The sequence below is a fragment of the Sphingomonas sp. genome (assembly GCF_040398505.1).
GTDB lineage: Bacteria > Pseudomonadota > Alphaproteobacteria > Sphingomonadales > Sphingomonadaceae > Sphingomonas.
This window is the reverse complement of the sequence record NZ_JBBATX010000002.1, coordinates 54,195-60,646: the sequence shown is the minus strand read 5'-3', so window position 1 is coordinate 60,646 and position 6,452 is coordinate 54,195. Positions and strand designations below refer to the sequence as shown.

Annotated in this window: 5 protein-coding genes; 4 read left to right on the top strand and 1 reads right to left on the bottom strand. The window is 67.2% G+C overall.

All coding sequences use genetic code 11. The features are described from left to right. From ABWP09_RS00745 to purH, 4 genes are all read left to right on the top strand, one after another. A partial coding sequence (locus ABWP09_RS00745) for an RsmB/NOP family class I SAM-dependent RNA methyltransferase (RefSeq protein ID WP_353203255.1) occupies positions 1-687 on the top strand: 687 nt, incomplete at its 5' end. 46 nt (positions 688-733) lie between these two features. Continuing rightward, the gene (gene rpe / locus ABWP09_RS00740) at positions 734-1,396 is read left to right on the top strand and encodes a ribulose-phosphate 3-epimerase (RefSeq protein ID WP_353203254.1); all 663 of its coding nucleotides are present in this window, start codon (positions 734-736) and stop codon (positions 1,394-1,396) included. Beyond that, positions 1,397-3,154, top strand: coding sequence for a heparinase II/III family protein (locus ABWP09_RS00735; RefSeq protein WP_353203253.1), 1,758 nt, complete (start codon positions 1,397-1,399; stop codon positions 3,152-3,154). It abuts the gene before it with no gap. 163 nt (positions 3,155-3,317) lie between these two features. Then, complete coding sequence (gene purH / locus ABWP09_RS00730; protein WP_353203252.1) at positions 3,318-4,883, top strand: bifunctional phosphoribosylaminoimidazolecarboxamide formyltransferase/IMP cyclohydrolase; 1,566 nt, start codon at positions 3,318-3,320, stop codon at positions 4,881-4,883. Positions 4,884-4,924: 41 nt separating this feature from the next. On the opposite strand, the gene ABWP09_RS00725 is transcribed toward purH, so the two are convergent. Then, positions 4,925-6,452, bottom strand: a 1,528-nt coding sequence (locus tag ABWP09_RS00725; protein ID WP_353203251.1) for a lipopolysaccharide biosynthesis protein, incomplete at its 5' end; no start/stop codon positions are given.

Sequence of the window (6,452 nt, the reverse complement as noted above, 5' to 3'; positions counted from 1 at the left end):
CATGTCCGGCTCGACTCGGCGCATGTGCCCGAACTTCCCGGCTTCGAAGAAGGAAGCTGGTGGGTGCAGGACATTGCCGCCTCACTCCCGGCGCGCTTGCTCGGGAGCGGCCCCGGCAGCGTGCTCGACCTGTGTGCCGCCCCCGGCGGCAAGACGATGCAGCTGGCGAGTGCCGGCTGGAGCGTCACGGCGGTCGATTCATCGGAAAGTCGTCTGGCGCGACTTAGCGAAAATCTTGAGCGTACGCAGCTTTCCGCCGAGGTCATCGTCGCCGATCTCTTGCTCTGGTCGCCACCCGCCCCGGTCGATGCGGTGCTGCTCGATGCGCCGTGCAGCGCGACCGGCATTTTCCGCCGTCACCCCGACGTGCTCCACCGCGTCCGCCCGTCGCAAATCAGCGAGCTTGCCGCGCTCCAGGCGAAGCTGTTCGCACGCGCCGCCGATTGGGTGAAACCGGGCGGGCTGCTGGTGTTTGCGACGTGCTCGCTCGAGCCGGCCGAGGGCGAGGAGCAACTGACCAAATTCCTCGCCGCGCGCCCGGACTATCGCCTGGTCCCGATCCCGCAGGAAGAACTGCCGGTCGGGATGACGCCAAACCCCGGTGGCTGGCTGCGCACGCTCCCCGGCATAATCGATCCGGGCGGCAATGACGGCTTTTTCATCGCACGGCTGCGGCGCACCGGATAATCCGTCCCTTGCCCGGTCGCAGTGTCGTGCTAGAGGCTATCCGCCTATGCCGCAGCTTCCCGTCCGCATCGCCCCGTCAATCCTCTCCGCCGATTTTGCGAAACTGGGCGAGGAGATCCGCGCGATCGATTTGGCCGGGGCCGATTGGATCCATGTCGACGTGATGGACGGGCATTTCGTCCCCAACATCTCGATCGGCCCGGCGGTGGTCAAGGCGATCCGCCCGCACACGACCAAGCCGCTCGACGTGCATTTGATGATCGCGCCGGTCGATCTGTATCTCGATGCCTTTGCCGAGGCCGGCGCCGACACGATCAGCGTCCATGTCGAGGCCGGACCGCACACCCATCGCAGCCTCCAGCATATCCGGTCGCTCGGTAAGCGCGCGGGCGTCGTGCTGACGCCGCAGACGCCGGCCAAGGCGCTCGATTATCTGCTCGAAGAGGTCGATCTGGTGCTGATCATGAGCGTCAATCCCGGGTTTGGCGGGCAAGCGTTCATCGAAAGTTCGCTCCGCAAGATCGAAGCGGTGCGCAAAATGATCGACAAAGGCGGCTATACGGTCGATCTCGAAGTCGATGGCGGAATCGACCACATCACCGCCCCGCGCGCGATTGCGGCGGGGGCCGATGCGCTGGTCGCGGGAACGGCGACCTTTCGCGGTGGGCCGGATGCCTATGCCGCCAATATCGCGGGCCTGCGCGGGTAGATGAACGACCTGTCGCCCCCCGGAGCGCGCCAGCCCAACGAAACCGGCAGCGGCGACAGCATCGATGAGGGCAAGCGCCTGATCCGGTCGGGTGGCGACAAGGGATTATCGCTTGCCGAGCGGCTTTCGGAGCGCTTTCATCGTCTGACGTGGCGCACGCCGATCCACGACATGCGACTGAAAGGACGCCATCCGTTGAAGCTCATCGCGGTGCCCGATGATCCGTTTCTCGGCGATGTGCGGCGCGGCAATGCGTTGCTGGCTGGCACGCTGACCTTTCGCGGGGAAAGCCGCGCGGTTGAAACGCTCGATCTGGCAAAACCCGATTTTTCGAGGGCCTTTGCCGATTATCTCCACGGCTTTTCGTGGCTGCGCGACCTGTCGACCGTCGCCACGCGCGCGCAAGCGACGCCCGTGGCCGAAGCGCTGATGCGGTGTTGGCTCGACGCGCATGCCGACACGGTGAGCGAACCGGCGTGGCGCGCCGATCTGTGGGGCCGCCGCATCCTGTTCTGGACCGCGCATGCGCCGCTGATCCTGTCCTCGACCGACCTGGTCTATCGCAGCCGCGTGCTCAACACGCTGGCGCGCGGCGCCCGCCATATCGACCGCGGCGCGGAAAAGGTTGCACCCGGCGCACCGCGCATCGCCGCGCTGTGCGGCGTGGTCGCGGCCGGTTTACTCATTCCCGGCGGCGACGCGCGGCGCGGCGCAACCGAAGCGGCGCTGGTCAAGGCGCTCACCGCGTCGATTTCCGACGATGGCGGCAATGTCGCGCGCGCGCCCGCCGCGCAAGTCGATTTGCTGATGCTGCTGACGCAATTGCGCGACGTCTATACCGCGCGGCGGCTCGAACCCCCGGCGAGCATCGGTGATGCGATTCAGGCGCTGGTCCCGGCACTCCTCGGCGTGTGCCTCGGCGACCGCGATCTCGGCAGCTGGCAGGGCGGCGCGCCGATCGGGGTGGAGCTGCTCGACCAGATCATCCAGGCGAGCGGCGTCCGCACCCGCCCGCTGCGCCAGGCGCGCGAGTGGGGCTATCAGCGGCTCGCCGCCGGATCGGCGATCGCGATCCTCGATGCGGCCCCACCGCCGGTCGCACGGCTGGTCGAGGGTGGCTGCGCCTCGACGCTCGCCTTCGAATTTTCCGATGGCCCCAACCGCATCGTCGTCAATTGCGGCGGCGCGCGCGCCGGCGTGGCGCAACTGCCGCTCGCGTTGGCCGAGGGACTGCGCACCACGGCGGCGCATTCGACGCTGATCGTCGGCGACAGCAATTCGACCGCGATCCACGCCGACGGCACGCTCGGGCGCGGCGTCGGCGAGGTCGAGCTTGCGCGTCAGGAAAGCGACGGGTCGAGCCGGATCGAAGCGAGCCATGACGGCTATGCTCGCCGCTTCGGGTTCCTGCACCGCCGCCAATTGGTGCTGGCGAGCGACGGTCGTGAGCTGCGCGGCGAAGATTTGCTGCTCCCCGCGACCAAGCGCCGCAAGCTCGTCGCGACGGGGTTTGCGATCCGCTTCCATCTCGGACTCGGCGTGCAAGTATCTCCGACCGCCGACGGCCAGGCGGCGCTGCTGCGGCTCCCCGGCGGTGGCCTGTGGCAATATCGCTGCCGCGGCGGGGCGCTTGCGGTCGAGGAAAGCGTGTGGATCGATGCCGATGGCCGCCCGCACGCAACGATGCAGCTCGTCGTTACGGGCGAATCGCCTGCGGGCGGCGCCAGTGTCAGCTGGGCCTTGAAGCGCGCGGGCTGAGCGGCGTTGTTGAATATCGCCCGCAGACCGGGCAGGGCACACGCATCACTACCACCGTTCGGGCTGAGCCTGTCGAAGCCCCGCTCTCCGCAAACGCCACGGCGCAGTGCGAGCGCAGCGCTTCGACAAGCTCAGGGCGAACGGCATTTTGGGACCATTCCGTATGACCAGCATCCCCATTCGCCGCGCGCTTCTGTCGGTCTCCGACAAGACCGGTATCGTCGATCTCGCCCGCAGCCTGGCTGATCAGGGCGTCGAGCTGGTTTCGACCGGCGGCACTGCCAAGGCGTTGCGCGATGCGGGCCTTGCGGTGCGCGACATTAGCGACCTGACCGGCTTCCCCGAGATGATGGACGGGCGGGTGAAGACGCTGCACCCGGTGGTGCATGGCGGCTTGCTCGCGGTGCGTGACGATCCCGCGCATGTCGCATCGATGGAGCAACATGGCATCGGCGCAATCGATCTGGTCGTGGTCAATCTCTACCCGTTCGAGGCGACCGTCGCCAAGGGCGCGGCGCGCGACGAAATTGTCGAGAATATCGATATTGGCGGCCCGTCGATGGTGCGTTCGGCGGCGAAGAACCACGCGTTCGTCGCGATTGTCACCGATCCGGCCGACTATGCGCTTGTCGCGCTGGGCAGCACGACGCTCGCCGACCGCCGTCGCCTCGCCGCCAAGGCCTATGCGGCGACCGCGGCGTACGATTCGGCGATCGCACAATGGTTCGCCTTCGCCGACCAGGGCGAGGCTTTCCCCGCGACGCTCCCGCTCACGCTCAAGCGCGGGCAAGCGCTCCGCTATGGCGAGAATCCGCATCAGTCGGCTGCCTTTTACACCGCCGGCGGCGCATCCGCGCGCGGCATCGGTCAGGCGCGGCAAGTGCAGGGCAAGGACCTCAGCTACAACAACCTCAACGATGCCGACGCGGCGCTCGATCTGGTCAGCGAATTTCGCGACGCGGCGCCGACCTGCATCATCGTCAAGCATGCCAATCCGTGCGGCGTTGCGACCGGCACGACGCTTGCCGAGGCCTATGCAGCAGCGTTCGCCTGCGACACGGTGTCGGCCTTCGGCGGGATCATCGCGCTCAACCGTGCGCTCGACGGTGCGACTGCGCGCGCGATCAGCGGCATCTTCACCGAGGTGGTGGTCGCGCCCGACGCCGATGACGAGGCGCTGGCGATCTTTGCCGCCAAGAAAAATTTGCGCTTGCTGCTGACGGGTGACTTGCCCGATCCGGCGCGGACCGGATTGCTCGCTAAGGCGATCACCGGTGGCTGGCTGGTCCAGACGCGCGACAATGCCAGCACGCCCGAGCTGCAAATCGTGACCAAGCGCGCGCCGACGGCGGAAGAACTCGCCGATTGCCGCTTCGCCTGGACGATTGCCAAGCACGTCAAATCGAATGCGATCGTCTATGCCAAGGGCGGCAGCACGGCGGGGATCGGTGCAGGGCAGATGAACCGGCTCGAATCGGCGCGTATCGCCGCGTGGAAGGCGAAGGACGCCGCCGAAAAGGCGGGCTGGGCGACACCGCGCACGATCGGATCGGCGGTTGCGTCGGATGCGTTCTTCCCGTTTGCCGATGGTTTGCTCGCCGCGGTCGAGGCGGGCGCGACGGCGGTGATCCAGCCTGGTGGCTCGATCCGCGACGACGAAGTGATCGCCGCCGCCGATGCGGCCGGTCTGGCGATGGTATTTACCGGCGTCCGCCACTTCCGGCACTGAGCACTGAGCACTGAGCACTGAGCGCCGGCCGACGGCAGAAGCTAACCGTGACCCTCACGACTGGCCCGTAGCCCGACCGCCGGTAACGTAACGCCGTCGGGCATCCGGCGGAACAGCGCGCGGTCTTCGGCTTTGAACGCCCAGCGGTACAGCACGAACAGATAGACCCCCGCAATTGCCGGCTCACCGATCGCCAGTTCGGCCCATTCATATTGCGGGGGCAGCGCGGTGAAGGCGGCACCGACTGCGCCCGCGGCGAGGATCGCCCAGAGCATCGGCAAGCGCCACCCGGCAACGCGCGCCTGCAACAGCCGCGCCAGATAGTTGGACTTGATGATCGAGGTCAGCGTGACCGACACGAACAACGCCGCCGCCGGGCCCGCCGCCTGATACGCCACCGGCCAGCCGAGCGCCTGCATCGCGTAGATCAGGGCATAGCTCAGTCCCACCTGGAACAGCAGCATCCCGATCGAAATCGCCATGTTCTGGACGCGCGCAATATAGACAAGCGCCGATTCGCACACCGCGCCGGTCGACGCGGCGGCCTCCGCAAACAGCAGGAAGGCGAGCGCGGCAGTGCCCGCGACGAATTGCGGGCCGACGGTACCCATCACCGCTTCGCCGGGGATCGACCCCATCAGGGCGAGGCCAGTCTGCGCGGCGAGGATCCAGAAGCCGACTTGGCGCACCTGGCTCGCCACGCCAGCAGTATCACCGCGCGCGAGGCTCGAGGTGATGACGGGCCCGAGGATCGGGTCGAAGCTCGTCTTCAATTTGCCGGGGATCGACGCGACTTGCTGCGCCATCCAGTAAATGCCGACGATGCGCGGTTCGAACATCAGGAACAGGATTGAGCGATCGACATTGCGCGTCCCCCATTCGAGCGCATCGGCCCCGGCCAGCGGCGCATTGCGGCGGATCAGCGCGATGGTCCGCCCGAAATGGAGCCGCCAGCCAACCGGCGGGCCATAGCTGAGCACGAACGGGACGAACGAGGCCAGCAACGCCGCCACCATCGACAGCATATAGGCGATGACCAGCCCGTCATGCCGCGCGATCGGATAGAGCACGCCTGCCGCGATCGAGATCGTCCACGGTTCGATGATCGCGCGCGCCGTCACCGTTGCCTGGATATTGCGGCGATAGGCGAGCGCTGCCAGCATGATGTCGGACCAGGCACCCGCCACGATGATGCACGGCAACAAGCGTTCGAGCAGCGTCGGGGTGCTGCCATGATACATCAGATCGGGCAGCAGCAGCAGGATCGCGCTGGCAAAACCCGAGGCTATCGCCGCGACGATCAGGCAATCCCACACGATTTGGACATGCGGGCGGTCGGACTCGGCGATCGCGAGCGCGAGGCCACGCTTGAGCCCGAACGTCGCCAGCAGCGACGCCACCTCGACGAACAGCACCGCGCGGGCAAAGGTGCCGAGCGTATCGGGGCCGTACAACCGCCCCGCAATGAACAGGAAGGGCAAGCGCGCAACGAGCCGCATGACGAACCCGATGATATTGGTCCGCCCACCCTTGGCGAGTGCGTCGATTTCCTCCGTCGTCCGTCCGTCG